We start from the raw sequence: 22,590 nt of genomic DNA, 5'->3' as shown, positions 1-22,590 counted from the left end.
GTAATTTTGCGGGGAAATTTTATAGGTATGACAATAACTGAATTGCAACAACAATATGCTGCCCACCCCAATATGGCAGTGATGAAGCGCTTGTTGAAGGACACTTCTGTTCAGACTGTTTTTTGCGGAGGACTGTGTGCATCTGCTGCTTCTCTTTTTTCTTCTGTATTGGTACAAGAGGGTGGTTGTCCGTTTGTCTTTATTTTAGGTGATCTTGAAGAAGCCGGATATTTTTATCATGACTTGACGCAGATATTGGGGACGGAAAAGGTGTTATTCTTTCCATCTTCATTCCGTCGCTCTATTAAATATGGGCAAAAAGACGCAGCCAATGAGATTCTGCGCACGGAAGTACTTAGCCGCTTGCAAAAAGGGGAGGAGGGACTGTGTATCGTTACGTACCGGATGCATTGGCAGAGAAAGTAGTGTCGCGAAAGGAATTGAGCGATAAAACTCTGAAACTGAATGTAGGGGAGAAAGTGGATACCACGTTTATCACTGATGTGTTGCATAGTTATGGCTTCGAATACGTAGATTATGTATATGAACCGGGGCAATACGCTGTTCGCGGTAGCATTATCGACGTTTTCTCTTTTGCTTCGGAATATCCTTATCGTATTGATTTCTTTGGTGATGAAGTAGAAAGTATCCGTACCTTTGAAGTAGAGTCCCAATTATCCCGCGAGAAGAAAAGTGGAGTGTCCATTGTTCCCGATTTAGCAGTGACAGGAGATGTGACAACTTCCTTTCTGGATTTTATCCCGAAAGATACTACTCTGGCAATGCGCGATTTTCTTTGGTTGCGTGAACGAATCCAGGTGGTGCATGATGAAGCGTTGACTCCCCAGGCAATAGCTGTTCAGGAAGCCGCAGAAAATGGAGGCATTACATTAGAAGGAAAACTGATAGACGGCAGTGAATTCACTGTACGGGCACTCGATTTCCGCCGATTGGAATTTGGTAACAAACCAACCGGAACGCCGAATGCCAGTGTTACTTTCAATACATCTGCCCAACCCATCTTTCATAAGAATTTCGATTTGGTAGCTTCTTCTTTCAAAGATTATTTGGAAAAAGGTTATTCGCTATATATCTGTAGTGACAGTATGAAGCAGACAGATCGTATCAAGGCTATTTTTGAAGATCGGGGCGATCAGATTAATTTTACTCCCGTAGAGCGTACCATACATGAAGGATTTGTAGATAACACACTACGGCTCTGTATCTTCACCGACCATCAGTTGTTTGACCGTTTCCATAAATATAACCTGAAAAGTGATAAAGCCCGTTCAGGGAAAGTGGCACTATCTTTAAAAGAACTGAACCAGTTTACTCCGGGGGATTATGTGGTGCATACCGATCATGGTATCGGACGTTTTTCCGGTTTGGTGCGTATACCGAATGGTGATACTACGCAGGAAGTTTTGAAACTGGTGTTTCAGAATGAAGATGTAGTGTTTGTTTCCATTCATTCTCTGCATAAAGTTTCCAAATACAAAGGTAAGGAGGGAGAGGCTCCCCGACTTAACAAATTAGGTACAGGGGCATGGGAGAAACTGAAAGAACGTACGAAGAGCAAAATCAAGGATATTGCCCGCGATTTGATAAAATTGTATTCGCAGCGTCGTCAGGAAAAAGGGTTCTCTTATAGTCCCGATAGTTTCTTGCAGCGTGAGTTGGAAGCATCCTTTATTTATGAAGATACACCGGATCAGAGTAAGGCGACGATTGATGTCAAAGCGGATATGGAAAGTGACCGCCCGATGGACCGTCTGGTCTGTGGCGATGTAGGATTTGGAAAAACAGAAGTTGCAATCCGTGCCGCTTTCAAAGCTGTTGCCGATAATAAACAAGTGGCCGTTCTGGTTCCGACAACGGTGCTTGCTTACCAGCATTTTCAAACATTCCGCGAACGTCTGAAAGGACTGCCATGCCGGGTGGAATATTTAAGCCGCGCACGTACTGCCGCACAAACCAAAGCTGTATTGAAAGGACTGAAGGATGGAGATGTCGGTATTCTGATAGGTACCCACCGTATCTTAGGCAAGGATGTTCAGTTTAAAGACTTGGGACTGCTGATTGTTGACGAAGAACAGAAATTCGGAGTTTCCGTAAAAGAAAAGCTGCGTCAATTGAAAGTGAATGTAGATACACTCACAATGACTGCTACTCCGATTCCCCGTACCCTTCAATTCTCGTTGATGGGCGCGCGTGATTTGAGCGTGATTTCCACTCCGCCGCCTAACCGCTATCCGATTCAGACCGAAGTGCATACTTTTAATGAAGAAGTGATAACGGATGCCATCAATTTTGAGATGAGCCGCAACGGGCAGGTCTTTTTCGTCAATAACCGGATTGCGAACTTGCCGGAACTGAAAGCAATGATAGAGCGCCATATTCCGGATTGCCGTGTAGCAATCGGACACGGACAGATGGAACCGACAGAACTGGAGAAAATTATTCTGGATTTTGTCAACTATGACTATGACGTGCTCTTGGCAACCACAATCATCGAAAGTGGTATCGATATTCCGAATGCAAATACCATCATTATCAATCAGGCGCAAAACTTCGGCTTGAGTGATCTCCATCAGATGCGTGGACGGGTAGGGCGTAGTAACAAGAAGGCATTCTGTTATCTGCTGGCTCCTCCGTTGGGTAGTTTGACGGCCGAAGGAAGACGACGTCTTCAAGCGATTGAGAACTTTAGCGATTTGGGGAGTGGTATTCATATTGCCATGCAGGATTTGGACATTCGTGGAGCCGGAAATTTGCTCGGAGCCGAGCAAAGTGGCTTTGTTGCTGATTTGGGATATGAAACATATCAGAAGATACTGACTGAGGCTGTCCATGAGTTGAAAACAGATGAATTTGCGGAACTGTATGCTGATGAAATAAAAGGTGAAGGACAAATTAGTGGAGAAGAATTTGTAGAGGAGTGTCAGGTGGAAAGTGACCTCGAACTTTTATTGCCGGCCAACTACGTAACCGGCAGCAGCGAACGTATGTTGCTCTATCGTGAACTGGATGGACTGACATTGGATAAGGATGTGGAAGCTTTCCGCGCCCGCCTGGAAGACCGCTTCGGACCGGTTCCCCGGGAAACGGAAGAACTACTCCGCATTGTTCCTTTACGTCGTTTGTCAGCGCGTTTGGGAGCAGAGAAGATTTTCCTGAAAGGCGGACGAATGACCTTGTTCTTTGTTTCCAATCCGGATAGTCCGTTCTATCAAAGTAAGGCTTTCGGTAAAGTGATAGACTATATGATGAAGTATACCCGGCGCTGTGATCTGCGTGAGCAGAATGGCAGACGGAGTATGTTGATTAAAAATGTAACTAATGTGGAGACGGCAGTCAGTGTGTTGCAGGAGATTGTGGCGTTGCCTGTGAAAGAAGAATAAATAAGCTTTTCGGGGAAGATAAGCGAGGAATTGTTTGTTTTATACCAAGGGGATCTTTATCTTTGTAGATATAACTTAATAACTGATATGGCTAAGAAATCATATAAACCTCAAAATAATGAATTGCCACAGGTCAATGAACCAGTGGCTGCTTATCATGTAACTACTCCTAATGCAAATCTTTATGTTCCTACAGAATATGAACAGGAAATTATAATGCATTCTGAAAAAGATTATGAAGAGGGTAGATTGCATACTCAAGAAGATGTGGATAAGCTGGTGGAACAATGGCTAAGTTAAAAATAGTCTGGACAGAAACAGCGACTATTGTTTTTCAGCAAATTCTGACTTTCTATAATGTGAGAAATGGAAATACCCAATATAGCCGTTCCATTTATACAATGGTGAGAGACGTATTGCAATTAGTCGCTAAATATCCTTATATGTATAAAGCTACTTCTGTACCTAATATACGTGTTTTTCATTGTGATTATTTCAAGGTCTATTATCGGGTACTTGAAAAGCAGATTCTTGTGGAAGCTGTTTTTGATACTCGCCAAGATCCTGATAAGGCTCCTTTTTAGAGGTGGTTTTGTAAGTGATGGAATGGAGCGAATTAGCGTTTTCCGTATAATTTGTCTATCAAGTCAGAACGTCCGATACGTCTCAACTCATTGATGATATTTCTCCTTTCTTCCGGCTTATACCAGAAGAAGAACTGCCGTTGGGCGAGTTTCTCCCGTTGGGTTTTAGCACTGAATATCGGTTCTAACGTGTATGGATGAAATCCGGTATACCAGGCTTCGGTGGCTACTGTCATCGGAGTGGGAGTGAAGTCCTGCACTTGTTCCAGGTGGAAGTCCAGACGTTTAGTGATAACGGCAAGTTCCGCCATATCTTCTTCTTTGCATCCGGGATGCGAGGAAATGAAATACGGAATCAGTTGTTGACGTAGATTCTCTTCCCGGTTGATACGGTCGAATATCCTCTTGAATGTTTCAAATTGCTCGAAAGAAGGTTTGCGCATCACAGATAATACCCGGTCACTGGTATGCTCCGGAGCTACTTTCAGCCGACCACTTACGTGATTGACAATCAATTCACGGGTATACTCGGCAGTGCTGCGGTTGATTGCTTCATCTTTACTTTGATGAAGTAACAGGTCATAGCGTACTCCGCTACCGATAAACGATTTTTTTATTCCGGGCAAGGCATCTACTGCACGGTAAATATCCAGTAAGGGGCGATGGTTGGTATTTAGATTCGGGCAAACTTTCGGATGGATACATGACGGTCGTTTGCACTTCTTGCAAATAGCTTCGTCTTTTCCTTTCATCTGATACATATTAGCGGAAGGACCACCCAAATCACTTAAATATCCTTTGAAATCGGGTAACTGGATGACCTCTTTCACCTCTTTCAGTATGGACTCTTTGCTACGGCTGACGATAAACTTTCCCTGATGAGCGGAAATGGTGCAGAAGGCACAACCGCCGAAACATCCCCGGTGAATGTTGATGGAAAACTTAATCATGTCATAAGCCGGAATCCGTTTCCCTTTATATTTAGGATGAGGTAGCCGGGTATATGGCAAATCAAACGAACGATCGAGATCTTCCTGGCTCATCGGAGGATATGGAGGATTGACTACTACTATCTTGTTTCCGACGGCTTGCGTGATTCGGGAAGCCGAATATTTGTTAGATTCTTCTTCGATATGCCGGAAATTACTAGCCTGTTTCTTTTTATCTGCCAGACATTCTTCGTGCGAATAAAGTGGAAGGTCATCTTCGGCAGAGGTCCATTCTGTTGCACGACAAAGATAGGCTGTTTGAGGAACTGATCCGATGATTGTTCTGAATTTACTGCTTGTCAGTATTGGCTCTTCAGCAGTAAGCAGACTTTTCATATTCTTCACCAGGTCTAGAAGTGGTTTTTCTCCCATTCCGTAAATGAGCAGGTCGGCACCGCTGTCGCATAAAATGCTCTTTTGCACTTTGTCCTGCCAATAATCGTAATGACTTAACCGTCTTAAACTGGCTTCGATTCCTCCGATAACTACGGGAACATCCGGATAAAGTTTCTTTAGTATCTGGCTATAAACCGTAGAAGGATATTCCGGACGCATATCCGGACGACCGTCCGGGGTATATGCATCTTCACTGCGCAATCGTTTGTTGGCTGTGTATTTATTTACCATCGAATCCATGCATCCACCGGAGATGCCGAAGAATAGCCGTGGGCGTCCCAGCTTCTTGAAGTCACGCAGGTCGTCACGCCAGTTGGGCTGGGGTACAATGGCTATTTTCAAACCTTCCGCTTCAAGAATCCGTCCAATAACGGCAGCACCAAAAGAAGGGTGATCCACGTATGCATCAGCACTGAATAGAATGACATCCAATTCATTCCATCCGCGAAGTTCTACTTCTTTCTTGGTAGTAGGTAACCAGTCAGTCAATCGATATTCTTTCATGCTGCAAAGATACGGATAATAAAAAAACATCCCAATGATTTTTTTATTCATTGAGATGTTTAACTTCGATTATCAGGATGTTTTGCTTCAATCATTGAGATGTTTTTTTATAACTTCCCATTGATTGTGAACTGTAATGTCATTTGTTCTCCATCATAGATTTCACGAAAACCGATACCTTGCTCGGACAGATATTCCTTTAGATCCTGAAACGCGTCAGCATGGTTCATGATAATCTCTATCGTTTCTCCCGGAGAGGCAGTGCACATTGCTCTTATTGCAGGAATCAGCGGACTGTATGCTGTTATTCCGCAGGTATCTACCGTAATCATTATTCCTCCTCTTCTTCCGCTTCCGTGTTGGAAAGCCAGGTAAGATAGAGCTTAATGAGCTGTTGCAGACCGAATGCCTTCATATTATTGTGATAAATCACGTCGATACAAAGGTCCAGCAAGTCTTTACTGTCTTCTTCCTGACTGGCGATAAGGGAGCGGATATTAAGTTTCAACTTATCCAGAACTGCTTCATCTACAATACCGGTACTGTCGATAAGATGACGGAACAGAGCATATTTCTCAATCGTTCTCAAGTTTTCATTAGATACTTCTATGCTGCGTGTACCGCTAGGATTTGCTTGTATAGTATACATTGTTTTTTAGTTTTAAAGGTTATTATAGTAGCAAAGATAGAATTTAAAATGAGAAACGGATTAAAAAAAAAGGATATTTTTTATTTTTGAGTAAAGAATCCCAAGATGCCTGCCATGATGGTTGCCCGATCCGCTTCCGACTGGATGCTTTCGAAAGGAAAGCCCAATACAAAAGTGCGGTAGTTTCCTTTGTAAGCGATACCTGCGCTCTGATTGCCGGGTACATACGTAAATACAGGGAAAGCAGTATCTACGGGAACGATGCAATCTGCTGCAGGAACCGCATAACTGTTCTCATTGGGCAGACGCGGGATCGTGATTGTGCGCCCCAATCCTTTAATCTGATTCGAACTCTTATCCGTCAGGCTACTTTGATAACCATATTTCAGTATTTTCTCTGTAAACTCCCGGTTTCCTTGTGTGCCGCTCATATCGCTTCCTACATAAGCACCGCTGACAAACAGATTACCTCCTGACTGACAATAACTGGTCATAATTCGTTGCATAGCCGAGGAGAATGTCTTGTAGTACGCTTTATTTGCGGGGTCTTCTTTTTCCAGTCCCAGGATATAATCTACCACCGGATAATCTTCTAACGTAACCAATCCGTTTTCTACCGCTTCGTCACTGCATGACACAAAACTATATTTGCCGGCTGCCTGAATCGCTTTTCCATGAATGAAGGATAATCGAATGTGTTCCCTGCTATTTTCATTCCTTCTAACTCGTTTCCGCTATGTCCCAGACTGCCTTTTCCTTCTTTTCCGGCTTGTGTACGGTCGAAGCCTGTTTGTGCTCCGCAAAACGAAATGTTTGATATATACGGGACTCCGGGATCTTGTGATAAATCGAATCCTGCTCTATCAGAAGTATTAATGATCGCCGGACCGCTGATTCTGTCAAAGCCATTGATGATAATTACCTTTTCCTGTTCGCGTTTGGCTTTATAAGCGGAAAGGATTTCGGAGGGAAAACTTTCCCCGCCGCGGTTTACGGCAGTCACTTTGAATGAATAAACGAGCCCTGGTTCTATTTTAACGGTGTGGGACGTTTTGCTGACTAAGGTTCCATTGTCAAAGCCTCCATAACCGATGCGTGTATATACGATGTATTCCCGTGGGCGTGCAGTCGGTTCTTGCGGATCATCTTCACCTTTCCATGAAAGTTCCAGCGTATTCTTTTTCTTTCCGAATTGAATGGCGAAATTGCTGACTGGCAGGGGCTGAACTATATATTCTTTATCATGCTGGCTGGTAATGAACTGCAAAATACCTTTATAAATGGCTCGTCCCACTGTAAACTTGAAGTTCGGATCATGCCCTAACTGCATATCTGCGAAGTTCTGATGGGAGAGCAGTTCGATAATCGTAGAAGGCGTAGCCGGGAGACGTGTTTCACTGTAATTCCGGTTCCACATACTGCGGCGTGTCCAGGGGATGCTGTAACTGGAATAAATATCTTTTTGAATCTGTGTGAGCAGAATATCGGCTAAATCACGTGATGCATACCGGTCCGTTCCTGCATTCAGTTTTCCATTATTGAAATCGGTGGTATAGATACCGAGCGATCCGATAAGCTCATCAGTCTTGCTGCATCCGGCATCACTGTGCAACGCCATAGTCATTTCCAAAGGTACGCCTAAACCCGATTGTTGCGGGTTGTAGACAGAACTGCCCGACAAATAGTTGATAGCGTTGGAACGTGTGTTGATGTCGTCTGTATAGTCGTTTTCACCTTTACGTCCTGCATATACTTCGTATGGCATTCCCGCCCATTGCGCAGAGTAGCGTGCTCCTTCCAAATAACGGGGCAGCCCGCTGGTTCTTCCTCCACGGGCAATGTTTCCCATTCCACCTCCAAAACGTACTGCATCGGCGCATACAACTCCATGTTCGCTGCTCTCGTTGCTAAGTACCACCATGCCGTAGTCGTTGTTCCCTTTATCAAATTCAAACGTTCCGAGGTAAACCCATGTGCCTCCACCTATTTTCTGATTAACTTTAAATTCGGTTACTCCTCCGTTATGGAATACCAGATATTTGGCGTCGCTTACACTATTGGGGAGTGTCTGATAAGAAACATAAACAGCATACTTGCCTGTTGCCGGTAGAGTAGGTACCCATTCGGCAAATACCTGGTCTTTATTCTTCTTTTTCTTTCTTTCGGTTGGTATGAAACGGCAGGTTCCGTCGGTGAAAGGATTTTCGCCCTCTTTATAGATCGTTTTCTTTTGAGCAAATCCTCTTACCGGAGCATTTGTCCAATTAGCTTTTTTGCTACCCACTTCCAGATAAAGGGAAGCGTTGGGAGTGTCATTATCTACAATGATCTCATTCTTCTGCGTATCCCGTTCACGAGGGGTATAAACAATCGCTCCAGCATTTTCCAACATGGGAATCACGTAAGGAAGGACGAAAGATTGAGTGAACATATCTTCCGTGGTGCAGAACAATCGAGGGCGTTGCCATCCCCATTCGTTTTTATCATTTTTGAAGTAGTTGCCGTGGCTTTGCCAGATTGCGATATGACGGTCTTGCAGTCCGCGTGAAATTTCATTGGGGCGTGAAATGTTTTTCACCCAGGGAGCTCCTTTATAATCTATATTCAAAGATAACCGCTCCTTATCCTTTTTCTTATTCCGGTAGAAATTAGGAACCAAATCCTCAATAGGTTTTCCATCCGCATAAATGGTGAGCTGGTAATAATGAACAGGCCCCGGAAGCAGTTCTTTAACTTGATTATAAATGTTTTCTACAGTTTCCAGACGGAAAGGCTGATAGGCGAAACTCTCCGATGCATAGATTGCAATCGTCTTGCGATCATAATTTATATCGAAACTGTTCAGTTTAGGAGTGCTGATTTTGGCTGTTGCGGTATATTTGTTGAAGTAATCCGTCAGCCGTTCTTTTACATTTCTTTCAATATCTTGAGCGAAAAGAAAATTAGCACTTACAGTAAGGCATAGAAGAAACACTATTATCTTTTTCATTATTCAATGCTTTTGTTCTCATTTTCACCACAGAGGAAAGGAGAACACGGAGGGCAAATCTATGAAGCGATATAAAAATGGTTGTTCATAATAACTCTGTGTCCTCCTTTCCTCTGTGGTGAATTATCCCCGCAAAAATAACAAAAAAAGAGCGAGAAGTATCGAAACTTCCCACTCTTCTTTCATTGTTTTATATTCTCTTAATTAAGAATATTATTCTTATAAAGGAACGTATTCTACAAATGCTTCCATTGCTTCGTAAGAAGCCAGTCCTAACTTATCATACAAAGTAGCTGTGCCACGGTTGCGGTCTTCGCTACGTTGCCAGAACAAACGTTCGTCATTACCCAGGAACGGAGCGCTTTCCATCTGCGACTGATGTTTCAGGATAGAGTTACGTTTTGCACGAAGTTCTTCCGGACTGATCGGCACTGCCATTTCAATATTTTCGATTTCCCATTCAGCCCACGCACCACGGTACATCCAGATACGGCAGTCTTTCAGCCATTTGGCACCTTCTTCTTTTTCAAGATCAACGGCTGCGAATACGGCGTCCGTACATACACGGTGTGTTCCGTGCGGGTCGGCCAAGTCACCTGCAACGAAAATCTGATGAGGTTTCACTTCACGAAGCAAGTTACGTACGATTTCCACGTCTGCTTCACTGATCGGGTTTTTCTGAATCTTACCTGTTTCATAGAACGGCAAGTCTAGGAAGTGGCATCGTTCCAATGGTATATTGTTATAAGTACAGGCCGTACGGGCTTCACCACGACGAATCAGACCTTTGATAGTCAGAATGTCACGACTGTCCATATCACCATCTTTCTTCTCTTTCAAGAAATTACGTATTTCTGCATATTTCTCATTGATAACCTGATCTGCACTGTTATTGAAGAGTTGGTTGAATCCGTTGATGAAATGCATGAAACGAACTACTTCTTCGTCACCAACGGCGATATTACCGGAAGTTTCGTAAGCTACGTGTACTTCATGTTTTTGCTCTACCAAACGACGAAGCGTACCACCCATCGAAATAACGTCATCATCCGGATGCGGAGAGAAAATGATTACACGTTTCGGATACGGTTTTGCACGTTCCGGACGGTAGGTGTCATCAGCATTAGGTTTGCCACCCGGCCATCCGGTAATGGTGTGCTGTAAATCATTGAAGATTTTGATGTTTACATTGTACGCAGAACCGTAAAGTGCCAGAAGTTCACTCAAACCGTTTTCGTTATAGTCTTTATTTGTCAACTTCAGAATCGGTTTGCCGGTCAACTGACACAACCAAACGATGGCACTACGGATTAGTTTATCATTCCATTCGCAAGAAGTTACCAGCCACGGACGTTGGATACGTGTTAAGTTCATAGCTGCTGAAAGATCAAGAGCTACATGCGCGTTGTTGTGAGTTTGCAGATAAGAAGCCGGAATAGTGTCAGTGATCGCACCTTCCACACATTCTTTAATCATAGCTGCTTTGTTTTCCCCCCATGCAAGCAGATAAACCTTCTTTGCGCCAAGGATAGTGGATACACCCATTGTAATAGAACTGATCGGCGTATTATCCAGCGTTCCGAAAATCTTGGATGCTTCGTTGCGTGATGCATTATCCAACAAAATCAGACGAGTGGTAGAATTCAGTCGGGAACCCGGTTCGTTGAACGCGATGTTACCTACACGGCCAATGCCCAACAAGGCAATATCAATACCTCCGAAGCTTTCGATGCGTTGTTCGTACAGACGGCAATATTCGAAGATGGTATCTTTGGCAATGCTTCCGTCGGGAGTGAATATATTTTGTTTGTCAATATCGATGTGATCCAATAACATACTCTTCAAAGCATTGAAGTTGCTGTTGATTGCATCGGGAGCCAACGGATAATATTCATACATATTAAATACGATTACATTGCGGAAGCTAAGACCTTCTTCCTTATGCATGCGGATGAGTTCGGTATATACGTGGCTGGGCGAATCACCTCCGGGGAGTGCCAATACGCAGAAGCGTCCTGCTTTTTGTTTTTCGCGGATGGTTTGTGCTATTTCGCGAGCAATATAGTTAGCACCTTCTTCTACGGATTCGTAGATGTCCGTAGGGATTTTTTCGAGTCTTGTCAAGACTGATTTTTCAAATGCATTCTCCGGTCTGTAGTATCTGGGGGAGACCCGGTGGAGACTGATTTGAGAACTAAGATTTGTTTTCATAAAGTTGTTAATTAAGTTATGTAAGATTAGCGTCCTTACGACTGTATTTTCACGACAAAGATACAAAAGAAGTCTATATAATTAACTACCGAGTTCTAGGTATTGTTGCTACATGAATCTGTTTTTAACATTTGTTATTTGGCAAATGTTACAGATGAAATTCGTCTGCATCTTTCCATACCGGGAACTTCTCTCTGAATTGGTTGAGAGCAGTGAGATTTACACTGACCGTCGTTATGCCCTCCTTTTCATCTGGAATTGAGCCGATTTCTTCTCCGAAAGCGGAGTAGACTTTACTTCCTCCATTATATGAAAGTTGGTACCCGTCTGTACCTACTCTGTTGACACCGCATGCATAGCATTGATTTTCTAAAGCGCGTGCCCGGAGTAGAGTATCCCAAACCAGACGGCGGGGGATAGGCCAGTTGGCTACATATATTAAAAGGTCGTACTCGTTGCCTACGTTTCGGCTCCATACAGGGAAACGAAGGTCATAGCAAACCAGCAGGCAGATATTCCATCCATGATAGGGGATGATGAGTCGTTTATCACCGGCCGAAAAGTGTTCAGCTTCCCGTCCCATACGAAACAGATGTCGTTTGTCATAATAAAACTCTTCTCCTTCCGGTGTCAGAAAGAACGCACGGTTATAAAACAGTTCGTTCTCTGTTGCTATATAGCTTCCGCAAATGGCTAGCTGGAATTTGGCGGCCCATTGTTTGAGTGTTGTAATGGTTTCCCCGGAATTTGGCTCTGCCAGTATTTTACTCTGCATACTGAATCCGGTAGAAAACATTTCCGGTAAAACAACAATCTCCGTTATTCCACGAAGACTTTGCAGCTTTTCGTGGAGCAAACGGAGATTTTCTTGTTTATTTTCCCAAACAATATCGGTTTGTATGATAGAAATACGGATAGACTCCATGATAACTAAGTATTATACTTAATACCTAATACTTAAATCATATTTCTCCAAGAGCGAAATTCTCCGGATGTTTTCCTTTGAAATCCTTGAAGTAAAGTTTGATTTCTCTCATGTCCTTATTAATATCTCCTGACGGCATGATAGCTTTCGTTGCCGAAATCGTTTTTTTGCTGTAATCAATACCAATCAGAACGATCGGAACTTGGGCTTTCAAGGCTATAAAATAAAAGCCTTTTTTCCAGTTTGGATTCGCTTTACGGGTTCCTTCAGGAGTGATAGCCAAATTAAACTTTTTATATTCGGCAAATTTATGAACCATTTGATCTACTAGCGAAGTTTTTCGACTGCGGTCGACGGGAATTCCGCCAACTGCTTTGAAAAAGATTCCAAGCGGAAAGAAAAACCATTCCTTTTTCATCATGAAACTTGTCTTACGGCCTATAGCACCATAAAATAGTTTTCCAATAAATAAATCAAGGTTTGTTGTGTGTGGAGCGGCACATATCACGCATTTGTCATAATTAGGCACCGTAACGTTTGTCTTCCACCCTAACAGGCGGTAATAGATAAAGCTATAAATTGCTTTTTTCATTCTGTTGTTAGTTCAATTTCCCTATAGCTTCAATAATCTCGTTTACCTTTGCATTAAAATCAGCACGGAATTTCTTATAAAAACCTTTCACGTTGCCCGGTTCTGTGTGGCTGATGCGAGTAACAAATTCATCCTGCATCTTCAGTACCTCTGCCATCAGTTCATCTGCTTTCACCTTGTCGGTGCCAGGGATGAACATGCTGTTGATTAAACACTCGGTGAATAATTCTCCTGCGATATAGTTTACGTTCTTTTTGAGTTCTCTTCTACTTGCCATAATCTTTACATTTAATGGTGAATAATAAAAAATACTTGCGGTAAAGATAGGCACTTTCTTTGATTTGGGCGAATTATACAAGGAAAAAATAAAATAAGGGAGTTTTTAATATCTTTTTTATATGTATATAATGTGGTATTAAATCAAAGTATGGGATATATGATATGAATTAAAATTAAACGTTATTGAATGGAATATGTCCTGATATTATAAAATGGCATGAAAATGTGGTGAACTTTATTTATTTCTATTCCTTTTTGACAGATTATTGAACCTTTGGAATAGATAAAAGGAGTAATTTTACGGTATTCTTAATCTAGGTAATAAGCAGACAAATTTTTATCTAAATAAATTAAAGGGAAGACAATGAATTTAAGTTTTTTGATGGAGAAGAGACATTCCTATTTTATATCTATGATATTGCTTTGGACGTCTTTTAGTTTGGTGAGTCAGAGCAGTTGTGCGCAAAATCAGGAGAAAATAATATGTAATGGTATTCCTTGGTTTGATGATCAGGGAAAAATTGTAAATGCTCATGGAGCATGTATTGTGGAAGATGCCGGACGGTATTATTTATTCGGGGAATACCGTTCGGATGAAACGAATTCTTTTGTTGGTTTTAGTTGCTATTCGTCCGACGATTTATCTAATTGGAAATTTGAACGTATCGTGCTTCCAATACAAAAAGAGGGATTGTTAGGTCCTAATAGGATTGGTGAACGCGTGAAGGTCATGAAGTGCCCTTCTACTGGAGAATATGTGATGTATATGCATACCGATGATACAAAATACTGTGATCCTTGTATCGGGTATGCCACTAGTAAAACTATTAATGGTGAGTACATATTCCAAGGACCTTTTAAAATAGGGAATGAACCTATCCGAATGTGGGATATGGGAACTTTTCAGGATACCGATGGGACAGGCTATTTGCTGATTCATGAAGGAGATATCTATCGTCTTAGCGAGGATTATCATTCTGCAGAAAAAAGACTCGTGAAGAATATGGCGCCTGGTGGCGAGTCGCCTGCCATGTTTAAAAAGGAGGGCATTTATTATTTTTTGTTTTCAAATAAGACAAGTTGGGAAAAGAATGATAATTATTATTTCACAGCTCCGGCAGTGGGCGGTCCGTGGAAGAAGGGTGGTTTGTTTGTCCCTGAAGGTAAATTAACGTATAATTCACAGACTACTTTTGTCTTTCCTTTGACACAAGGAAAAGATACAATTCCAATGTTTATGGGAGATCGCTGGTCCTTTCCTCATCAGGCTTCAGCTGCCACTTATGTCTGGATGCCTATGCAAGCGGATAAGGGAAAACTTTCCATACCAGAATATTGGCAGGCATGGGATATAAAAACATTATCACAGGTGGATGCACTGGATAATGGTCAAATATTATCTCTCCGGAAAACACGATCTGAAGCAGGATGGGAAAGGAGAGGGGAACAGTTGTGCTCAAACTTGAAAAATAGTGTATTGAACATTCCTTTTAAAGGTACGCAGGCAGCTATAATAGGAGAAGCCAATTCTCATGGTGGATATGCAAAGGTGAGTGTACTTAATAGAAAAGGTAAAACCCTTTATTCGTCATTAATTGATTTTTATAGTAAATATCCGGAGTCAGCTATCCGAATCGTGACTCCAAGTTTTGCTAAAGGAAAATATATTTTGAGAATTGAGGTTACAGGAATTTCACCAGTGTGGACGGACAAGACAAAAGCTCGATATGGTAGTGACGATTGTCTGGTTACATTGGATAAAATAGTTGTTTTTGAATAATATATTAATCATAGTGGAAAAACAAAATGGAAAAAGTAAAGAAGATGTTACCTAAGTTTTGTGGCTTTCTGTTTTTCGGAATGATGGGTACATTTGTTTCGGCACAGAAAATTAGTTATCAGGTGAATTCTCAAACAGGAGCCTTGCAAACATTAAGTATTGCGAATGACCCACAGAAGATGAACTGGCTGGTAGCTACTGACGGAAGTCAATATCGGTGGGTCAAGGAGAATTATGGATGGGGATTGGGATATGCAACTCAAGTAAAAGGAAATCGGAAAGAAAAAGTATCTTGGGAAGTCCCTGTTGAAATAAAGCAAGAAGGAAACGAGGTCGTTTATATGGCAGGTGACATACGTATATGTGTGAAAAGAAAAATGGTAGGTGATGAGCTTGTAGAAGAATATACTTTTCGGAATCAGGGAGAGGATGAGGTGGTACTTGTTGATATAGGCGTCTATACACCATTTAATGATAATTATCCCGGTTCGCGTACATGTATAAATGCCCGCACTAATACCCATATTTGGGAGGGAGAAAATGCCGCCTACATAAATGCTCTTCGAATGGGAGGCTATGCGCCGCACCTGGGGTTAGTGTTGACGAAGGGGGCAGTTAAAAGTTATGAGATATGGGAGCGTGGCAGAGATAAAGGTAATTCTCATACAAGAGGGATTATAGCTCTGAATTTGCCGGATTTGCAGTTGATGCCCGGGAAAGAATATTCGATATCTTGGTGTTTATTTGCTCATAAAGGTATAGACGATTTTCGTCAGAAACTGTTAGAAAAGGGAAGTGTATTTGTTTCTTGTAATAAATATGTGTTTGAAAAAGGGGAGAAGGCATGTATAGAGTTGGCCGCTGAAAACTCCATTCAGAAATGTGTATTAAAAAAACAGGATATTCATATTCCGATGAAAAAGCGAGGTAACTTGTGGATAGCAGAAGTTAAGATGGAGCAATTAGGAGAGAATCGTTTTGATATTTTTTATGGGGAGGGGAAACAAACGCACGTAACTTGCTTGGTTATCGATAATGTGGACAGCTTGATAAAAAAACGGGTTGACTTCATTTGTGACCATCAGCAGATGAAAGAGTCAAATACACGTAAAGATGCTTTCATGGTTTATGATAACGAAAAGAATGAAATATATTTGAATAATACTCACAACTGTAATCCTGTCGATCGGGATGAAGGTGCCGAACGTGTTGGAATGGGAGTCTTGTTGGCTAAATATTATCAATTGCATCCTGATGATCATATAAAAACAGCTTTGTTGAAATATGCAAAATTTCTGCGTAATAGATTGCAGGAAAGTGATTATAAGACATTTTCTTCTGTTGACCGTAAAGGACGGAATAGAGCATATAATTATGCATGGGTTGCGGATTTTTATTTTCAAATGTACAAAATCACAGGAGACAAGCAATATGCAGTAGATGGCTATATGACTTTGCGGTCTATGTTTCGTCAGTTCGGACATGGTTTTTATGCTATAGGGATTCCTGTGCATTTAGGGTTGCAAACATTGAAAGCTGCCAATATGAATGTTGAATATGAAACTCTGAAGAATGATTATATACAGGTTGGGGATACTTTTGTGAAAAACGGACTGAATTATCCGGCAAGTGAGGTTAATTATGAACAAGCAATTGTAGCTCCTTCAATTATCTTTTTGTTACAGCTTTATATGGAAACGGGAATTCAAAAATATTTGGATGGAGCTAAACAGCAAATGCCGTCATTGGAAGCGTTTAATGGGAATCAACCAAGTTATCATCTGAATGAAATTGCTATCCGGCATTGGGATGGTTACTGGTTTGGAAAACGGGAGATGTGGGGAGATACCTTTCCTCATTATTGGAGTACATTAACAGGAGCTGCTTTTTATCTTTATGCACAATGTGTCGGAAACAATACTTATAAAAGACGTGCTGAAAATATTGTAAGGAACAATCTTTGCCTGTTCTTTGAAAATGGTAAAGCCTCTTGTGCTTATATCTATCCTAATAGAGTAAATGGCGTAAAAGCCGGATTTTATGACCCTTATGCTAATGATCAGGATTGGGCATTAGTTTATTATTTATTGGTGAATAAGGATATTTATTAGTGAGTGATAGCAAGTTTTTAGATCACAATAAAGCCGGTTAACTTCAAACATTAACCGCTTTATTGTGACTTTATCTATTTACTTGTTATTCTGGGATACCCAAAGCTGTAAATTCATAAATGCCGTCAGCCCACATTGCGGAATTACCTTTATGTACATTGACAACACCATAGATACGTAGACGTAAATATCTATAAGCTGTAGGATCTTCTACATTCAGAATCAGAAATCCCACTTGCCAATTTGTTCTGCCATCCACGAGCATTTTGTAACTTTTGCCATCCAGGCTTCCTTCAATTGTGTATTTATAGGCGGCTTCAGAACCATTGACTAATCTTGTGGAAAGATTAATTTCTGAAATTCTAGCTTTTTTCTGCATGTCTACAGTGAACATATAAGGTGCACCTATGGTAGCATTTGAACTTTTTTGGAAGTAAGTAGAGGAGTCTAAGCTTGCTCCATCCGTAATACAGTCAGCTTTGACTCCTTTTGCTCCAGGTACAGCAGATGTAACAGGAACATTTAATGTCAAATTCTTACCATTCTGTACAGGGATAATTCCATAATTGTCATTGAATTCCAAATATCTGTAATAATCCATAGAAGCATACCCTTTATTAAATGCAGCAATAGAGATTCTGGGAAAGTTGCCGTCCGGAGTTTTATATTTCCTTTGTGCCCCCCAATGATAGCTCCATACTCCATAAGTTGTTCCTACTTTACTAATTCTGTTGAACTGTGCATCAAAGGTAGTATTATTACCAATTTCTCTTATAGGTGTCCATTCACCTGTCAAGTCAGTTGTTGAGGTATACATTGTTTGACTTGGATACCATCCGGAGGCCTTTGAACTGAAGAAGTAGTATTCTCCGTCTTTTTTGATAATTGCAGGAGTTTCTCTATGTAATCCTTTGCATATTGTATTGACTAATTCGACTGGTTTTGTCCAGGAGGCATCCAATTTATATATATTTATATCACTGTTTGTGTTAGTGGCAGAAAGAAGATATGCCGTATTATCATCATCAATAAAAAGCGATTGATCTCTTGAGTCATGTCCTAATGGACGTTCCATAGTACCTACTTCAAGTTTACCTTTAGGGGTAATTTGCGCTAGATAGATTTTAGCTGCTGTGTATCCATTTTCATCTTCATAATGCGAAGATAATACGACTTTTCCTGTCTTTGGATTATATCGGAACGCATTACCTTCCATTTTAACATTCGGATAAAAGGCCAACTCTCTAGGAGTACTCCAACTTCCATTTAATCCTGTTTTAGAGTAACTTTCAGTGACTAGCCATCCTTTGAGTTGTTGTCCATCAACAGTCTTCTCCGTATTTTCTATTTTATAAGAAAAATAAAGATCATTGATTTTCATTCCTTGTGGTTTGTCGCCGGAGGATTTTTTTGTGATATATTTGCCATTCAGGTTGTCGTAAACTTTACTTTCACCGGTAGGGATAAAAGTGGTAGCTTGTTGAGAAATGGAAGTCGCAACTTTTTGTCCGTTATAAAAAGCTTCTATATGGTAAGTAAAAGTTTTGTTGACCATTAGGTTATAATCATCGTATGTGTTACCTTTAGCTTCTCCAATCAGGTTATTGTCCCGGTATATTTTGTAGAGGTCAGCATCTTTTCGTTGCATCCAGTTTAACTTGACATTGTTGACTTCATTGCTGCCTGCTAGTTTGAAAACGGTAGTTGTGACTGCCCAACTACTTACTGTTTCCATACTGATCTCTCGGGATTGAAAAGCGAAAGAAGGAACAATTGACAGATTGGACAGACATATAAAAATGAATAAGAGGTAGATCTTTATTCGTTGCTTCTTTATATTCATAATCTAATTAATTTAATTAATTGTTTGAAATATGTCTGGAAGTTATTGGGCTCCCATTAGTTTCAAATTATTAGTCCTGTAAGTTGCAGCGAAAATATCTGCTTCTTTATATTGGTATTTATCTGAATCGAAATATACAGCAAAATCCTGCATAAGTTTTTTAGAATACTCCGTAAGGTATAAGCTTGTTCCATCGAATGTGTTTGAACCGGAAACAGTAATATATTTCTTGTCTTTTGCATTCTGTATCTGATAATAACCGTCTTCTAGCAAGTTAAATATCCAACATTGGGCATCATTCTGTTTTTCCGGATTTAAACGCAGAGTTCCGAACAATGATTCTAAGAATTTTCCAGTTTTAATGTCTTTTAGTTTATATCCATTAGGAATATCAGTTTTAATAAACTCCAAACTTAAATTAATGGTATCATTGTCATCTGCTATACTAAAACCATTAATCGGTTTTGATACCAAACGGTCTGAGTTTTTCTCCAATAGTGAATAAATATTACCGTTTATGATCTTTTCAGCTCTTTTGTAACGGTACATTTTATCAAAGATACTTAAATCCCATTTGTTATACCATTTCACCACAGGATATCCTGAACGCATACTGATCGGCAACCATACATGGTGGGATTTCTCTACATTTTTGGAATTCCAGCGATCTCCCATGTAGATATATGCATTTGTTTTATTGTTCACTTTAAAAACATAGCAGCTTTGTGAATTATAAGTTACTTGTTTTAGTTTGTCTACTGCAAAGTTGCGACCGGTAGTCCATTCATTTAAAATACTTGTAGTATATGCTGTTTTTCCTGGATTGGGAGCCCAGCCAGTACAACCCGAGAACAACCCATAATAGTAATCACCAACTTTAAAAATAGCTGGTGCCTCGTATTTTAGCCCTTTTAATATTTTGGTTTCAGTAGGGGTGGGTTCTAAATAATCATCTCTCAATAAAGAAACATTCATGTTGGTGTTCATGTCTGTTGAACAGAAATGGTAGGCATCTCCGTTTGTATCTACAAAAAGAGTTTGATCACGTGATTCGTTTTTGTTGGGACGAAAAGTTTTATATAGTATATAGGGACCTTCTATCCTGTCACTTGTTGCCACACAGACTCTTGCAGCTCCATATCCATTACCACTTTCCCAATGAGTCCACATAACCCACTTTTTTGTTTGAGGGTTATAAATAACCTTGGGACGTTCAAATAAGCGTCCATGTGATATGTCATTCATGTCCTCTTTTGGTTCTCCTTTTGTTTTCAAAGATAACCCCAGTCGCTTCCAATTATATAAATCTTTAGACTGATAACAACTTACCCCATTAGAAACAAAGCCTGTACGATCTTCTCCAAACCAATAATAAAAACCTTTTTCAAATACCACGCAACCACCGTGTGCGTTGATTTGTTCCCCGTTTATATCATTCCACAAAACACCCGGACTAATCTGAGTGTTTTGTGAAAAAGCAGAAATAACAGAAAACATAAAGTATATAAATAGAATATGTCTCATGATTTTGCTATTTATTTTTCTATATTTTATTATATCTTTTGGCAATGTTATTTAGATGGAAGATTAATTGTTATAGTAGGTTGCATGGGGGCATAGGCACCGGATTCATCAATAGCGAAGTATTCTATATCTGCAGTATTATCTACGAAACCAAATTTGGGTACATAGTTGCATGATACACCAGTTAATTTGGCGTTGTCAACTCGGATTGCACCGATGTCATTACCCCATTTACCACGTCCTACAGTGAAGGATATGCGTAGCTGTTTACAATCTGCAGAAGTTGTATAGTCCATAGAGTACATTTCCCAATTGTCACTGGCTATTTCTGTAACGACTCTTTTTTCTTTATTTTGTGCTTCTTCAATGATCATTTTACCAGTCAGTGTACCTGTTTTTTTGGCAATGCCACCTTTGAGTAAGGCAGATAATGTATAAGTTTCATTAGGGCGACGTCTACGACCTGCATGAGAATTCCATCACTCCAGCCAGCGGCCCATTTATAAGGCTTTATTTCGAAGATATGATTATCAATATCTTGCATATTGTCTATCTCTTCTGGCTTGATATATTGTTCAGAATTCCATCGGTCACCTATTACAACATCCCATCCTTCAACGGCTGTTACTAGTTTGCTTTCCGGATTTGTATCAAACTCCCCTTCAAAGCCGGGATTTTTCAATAGATTTTCTACTGCTTTTCCGATTCCCGATGCAAAATATGGCTGGGGAGCATAGTCGATTATACGAACTGAGTCAATTGGCATACCGTCTCTGTAAATGAAAGCACGGTTATCAGGGGTTACTGCAATACGATAAGTGTGTGCCTCTCCGTCGTTGTTATAGAATTTACCTTGTCCACCTTCCTTTCCTGCAGTGGCGGGGTTGGAAATATTTTTTTTGTATGCATTATATAATCCAACTTCAGTAGAAGTTATATATGCCTTAAATCCATATCCTTTTTCATTGACAAAGTAAGGATAGAAGCATTTTTCCGGTTCATCAGTTTTTACTCTAAATTCAAGAGTGTATCCTTTGGAACCGGGAGTAAACGTTTTATTGAAGTCGGAATCATTTCCACCTTTGTAAACGGATGATTTTGAAATGTCTTTTGCGGGAAGTGTAGTGCCATATCCTTTTACTTTCAAATAAGAACGATAATCTCCATTTCGTAGTACTATTTTGCCTTCTGTTAGTATTTTGGAACTGTTTAAAGTTACGGTTACTTTTTGTTTGCCGCTATTGGCAGGTATAACGGATGGAGATACGGTAAATCCGTTTGGTGCAGTAATTTTTATTTCTTTATTTGTGAGTGATTCGGAACTAACGAAAAAGTGTTCAGAGTTGTTTGTTCCATTGATAATCATTAGTGGCAAATGAGCATCTTCTGTTACTTTTGGTGCTTCTTCTTTTTTCTCATCTTCTGGTATTGTAGCGTAAGCAGTTGTTATACTACTAGTCAACAATGTCATTGATAAGAACATGATTTTTACATACTTTCTTTTCATGATACTGAATGTTTTATAGTTTAATATTAATAATTGATTTTATGAGCGTATTATTCTTTTGCAAAGTTGCGGAAACTATTTATAATAAGAGTTCTTGAATTAATCAAATACGTCTAATTTTGAATTATCAGTTTTTAGTTATAATTATAGGGGTTTAAAAATCATTCAGAAGGTTCGAAAATCGTTCATAAACATCATTTCATAACATTTTAGAAAATCGTTCATAAACATCATTTCATAACATTTTAGCTCTATTTTATAGTTAAATGGTTTGCTTGAAAATAATATTTGCTTTAATATTGTATT

Annotated in this window: 13 protein-coding genes and 3 pseudogenes; 5 read left to right on the top strand and 11 right to left on the bottom strand. The window is 40.3% G+C overall.

What is annotated here, in order from left to right; translation table 11 throughout:
- Positions 1-27: 27 nt before the first annotated feature.
- The 3 genes and pseudogenes from mfd (at position 28) to DXA05_RS04795 (ending at position 3,985) form a co-directional block, all read left to right on the top strand.
- Positions 28-3,401, top strand: a pseudogene (mfd, locus tag DXA05_RS04805) (transcription-repair coupling factor).
- An 87-nt stretch (positions 3,402-3,488) separates the two neighbouring features.
- The gene (locus DXA05_RS04800) at positions 3,489-3,701 is read left to right on the top strand and encodes a hypothetical protein (RefSeq protein WP_008021814.1); all 213 of its coding nucleotides are present in this window, start codon (positions 3,489-3,491) and stop codon (positions 3,699-3,701) included.
- Positions 3,689-3,985: a type II toxin-antitoxin system RelE/ParE family toxin gene (locus DXA05_RS04795; protein WP_004312602.1), complete on the top strand. Its 297-nt coding sequence runs from the start codon at positions 3,689-3,691 to the stop codon at positions 3,983-3,985. Before DXA05_RS04800 ends, DXA05_RS04795 begins: the two co-directional genes overlap by 13 nt.
- 32 nt (positions 3,986-4,017) lie before the next feature.
- On the opposite strand, the gene DXA05_RS04790 is transcribed toward DXA05_RS04795, so the two are convergent.
- From DXA05_RS04790 to DXA05_RS04755, 8 genes and pseudogenes are all read right to left on the bottom strand, one after another.
- Positions 4,018-5,874, bottom strand: coding sequence for a YgiQ family radical SAM protein (locus tag DXA05_RS04790; RefSeq protein WP_128858875.1), 1,857 nt, complete (start codon positions 5,872-5,874; stop codon positions 4,018-4,020).
- A 107-nt stretch (positions 5,875-5,981) separates the two neighbouring features.
- On the bottom strand, positions 5,982-6,206 hold the full coding sequence (locus DXA05_RS04785; protein ID WP_004312598.1) for a sulfurtransferase TusA family protein: 225 nt from the start codon (positions 6,204-6,206) through the stop codon (positions 5,982-5,984).
- Positions 6,206-6,523: a hypothetical protein gene (locus tag DXA05_RS04780; protein WP_004312597.1), complete on the bottom strand. Its 318-nt coding sequence runs from the start codon at positions 6,521-6,523 to the stop codon at positions 6,206-6,208. The genes DXA05_RS04785 and DXA05_RS04780 overlap by 1 nt, the downstream gene beginning before the upstream one ends.
- Before the next feature lie 80 nt (positions 6,524-6,603).
- A pseudogene (locus tag DXA05_RS04775) lies at positions 6,604-9,512 on the bottom strand (xanthan lyase).
- Positions 9,513-9,731: 219 nt separating this feature from the next.
- A complete protein-coding gene (locus DXA05_RS04770) occupies positions 9,732-11,723 on the bottom strand; it encodes a glucosamine-6-phosphate deaminase (RefSeq protein ID WP_004312593.1) in 1,992 nt (663 codons plus the stop codon).
- Positions 11,724-11,871: 148 nt separating this feature from the next.
- Positions 11,872-12,648, bottom strand: coding sequence for an amidohydrolase (locus tag DXA05_RS04765; protein WP_128858867.1), 777 nt, complete (start codon positions 12,646-12,648; stop codon positions 11,872-11,874).
- Positions 12,649-12,685: 37 nt separating this feature from the next.
- Positions 12,686-13,240 carry a 1-acyl-sn-glycerol-3-phosphate acyltransferase gene (locus DXA05_RS04760; RefSeq protein WP_004312588.1) on the bottom strand — a complete coding sequence of 185 codons (555 nt, stop codon included), beginning with the start codon at positions 13,238-13,240 and terminating at the stop codon, positions 12,686-12,688.
- Positions 13,241-13,247: 7 nt separating this feature from the next.
- Positions 13,248-13,517: a hypothetical protein gene (locus DXA05_RS04755; RefSeq protein WP_004306027.1), complete on the bottom strand. Its 270-nt coding sequence runs from the start codon at positions 13,515-13,517 to the stop codon at positions 13,248-13,250.
- 366 nt (positions 13,518-13,883) lie between these two features.
- On the opposite strand from DXA05_RS04755, the gene DXA05_RS04750 reads away from it, so the two are divergent.
- Together DXA05_RS04750 and DXA05_RS04745 are read left to right on the top strand one after the other, a co-directional pair.
- Positions 13,884-15,299, top strand: a complete 1,416-nt coding sequence (locus DXA05_RS04750) for a family 43 glycosylhydrolase (RefSeq protein ID WP_117611062.1) — start codon at positions 13,884-13,886, stop codon at positions 15,297-15,299.
- Between the two features lie 26 nt (positions 15,300-15,325).
- Positions 15,326-17,410, top strand: coding sequence for a DUF5695 domain-containing protein (locus tag DXA05_RS04745; protein WP_128858866.1), 2,085 nt, complete (start codon positions 15,326-15,328; stop codon positions 17,408-17,410).
- Positions 17,411-17,495: 85 nt separating this feature from the next.
- On the opposite strand, the gene DXA05_RS04740 is transcribed toward DXA05_RS04745, so the two are convergent.
- The 3 genes and pseudogenes from DXA05_RS04740 to DXA05_RS04730 form a co-directional block, all read right to left on the bottom strand.
- A complete protein-coding gene (locus DXA05_RS04740; RefSeq protein WP_128858865.1) occupies positions 17,496-19,253 on the bottom strand; it encodes a family 43 glycosylhydrolase in 1,758 nt (585 codons plus the stop codon).
- A gap of 42 nt (positions 19,254-19,295) precedes the next feature.
- Positions 19,296-20,777 (bottom strand): family 43 glycosylhydrolase, encoded by a 1,482-nt coding sequence (locus DXA05_RS04735; RefSeq protein WP_120143401.1) that lies wholly within the window; start codon positions 20,775-20,777, stop codon positions 19,296-19,298.
- 47 nt (positions 20,778-20,824) lie between these two features.
- A pseudogene (locus DXA05_RS04730) lies at positions 20,825-22,284 on the bottom strand (sugar-binding protein).
- Between the last annotated feature and the right edge of the window lie 306 nt (positions 22,285-22,590).

Source organism: Bacteroides sp. AM54-2NS (genome assembly GCF_003602935.1).
Classification (GTDB): domain Bacteria; phylum Bacteroidota; class Bacteroidia; order Bacteroidales; family Bacteroidaceae; genus Bacteroides; species Bacteroides xylanisolvens.
Note: the sequence above shows the minus strand (reverse complement) of the source record. Positions and strands in the feature narration are given on the sequence as shown.

Excerpts from the sequence above, each read along its gene's own strand:
- DXA05_RS04745 (WP_128858866.1), top strand. The coding sequence starts at position 15,326 with ATGGAAAAAGTAAAGAAGATGTTACCTAAGTTTTGTGGCTTTCTGTTT.
- DXA05_RS04795 (WP_004312602.1), top strand. The coding sequence starts at position 3,689 with ATGGCTAAGTTAAAAATAGTCTGGACAGAAACAGCGACTATTGTTTTT.
- DXA05_RS04750 (WP_117611062.1), top strand. The coding sequence starts at position 13,884 with ATGAATTTAAGTTTTTTGATGGAGAAGAGACATTCCTATTTTATATCT.
- DXA05_RS04770 (WP_004312593.1), bottom strand. The coding sequence starts at position 11,723 with ATGAAAACAAATCTTAGTTCTCAAATCAGTCTCCACCGGGTCTCCCCC.
- DXA05_RS04760 (WP_004312588.1), bottom strand. The coding sequence starts at position 13,240 with ATGAAAAAAGCAATTTATAGCTTTATCTATTACCGCCTGTTAGGGTGG.
- DXA05_RS04790 (WP_128858875.1), bottom strand. The coding sequence starts at position 5,874 with ATGAAAGAATATCGATTGACTGACTGGTTACCTACTACCAAGAAAGAA.
- DXA05_RS04755 (WP_004306027.1), bottom strand. The coding sequence starts at position 13,517 with ATGGCAAGTAGAAGAGAACTCAAAAAGAACGTAAACTATATCGCAGGA.
- DXA05_RS04780 (WP_004312597.1), bottom strand. The coding sequence starts at position 6,523 with ATGTATACTATACAAGCAAATCCTAGCGGTACACGCAGCATAGAAGTA.
- DXA05_RS04800 (WP_008021814.1), top strand. The coding sequence starts at position 3,489 with ATGGCTAAGAAATCATATAAACCTCAAAATAATGAATTGCCACAGGTC.
- DXA05_RS04785 (WP_004312598.1), bottom strand. The coding sequence starts at position 6,206 with ATGATTACGGTAGATACCTGCGGAATAACAGCATACAGTCCGCTGATT.
- DXA05_RS04735 (WP_120143401.1), bottom strand. The coding sequence starts at position 20,777 with ATGAGACATATTCTATTTATATACTTTATGTTTTCTGTTATTTCTGCT.
- DXA05_RS04740 (WP_128858865.1), bottom strand. The coding sequence starts at position 19,253 with ATGAATATAAAGAAGCAACGAATAAAGATCTACCTCTTATTCATTTTT.
- DXA05_RS04765 (WP_128858867.1), bottom strand. The coding sequence starts at position 12,648 with ATGGAGTCTATCCGTATTTCTATCATACAAACCGATATTGTTTGGGAA.